The organism is Terribacillus sp. AE2B 122, from assembly GCF_902497585.1.
GTDB classification, from domain to species: Bacteria; Bacillota; Bacilli; order Bacillales; family Amphibacillaceae; genus Terribacillus; species Terribacillus saccharophilus_A.
This window is the reverse complement of sequence record NZ_LR700949.1, coordinates 469-721: the sequence shown is the minus strand read 5'-3', so window position 1 is coordinate 721 and position 253 is coordinate 469. Positions and strand designations below refer to the sequence as shown.

Genomic DNA, 253 nt, shown 5'->3' with positions numbered 1-253 from the left:
GACTCGAACCCGCGACCTCCTGCGTGACAGGCAGGCATTCTAACCAACTGAACTACCGGACCAATGTTGCTACTATGTATTAGTGCAATAAACTTTTGACTGTACACAATGTGTACTGCCATTTTTCACTTATTACTTAATGAAAAATTGGTTGCGGGGGCAGGATTTGAACCTGCGACCTTCGGGTTATGAGCCCGACGAGCTACCCCTGCTCCACCCCGCGATAATATAAAGGAAATACTCGGCCTGGCAG

General features: G+C 48.2%; 1 tRNA gene and 1 rRNA gene (1 of these 2 cut by a window edge). Both read right to left on the bottom strand.

What is annotated here, in order from left to right:
- Nucleotides 1–148: 148 nt before the first annotated feature.
- Nucleotides 149–223 (bottom strand) — tRNA-Met (locus AE2B122_RS16230).
- Nucleotides 224–244: 21 nt separating this feature from the next.
- Nucleotides 245–253, bottom strand: a 5S ribosomal RNA gene (gene rrf, locus AE2B122_RS16225) (it continues 113 nt past the right edge of the window).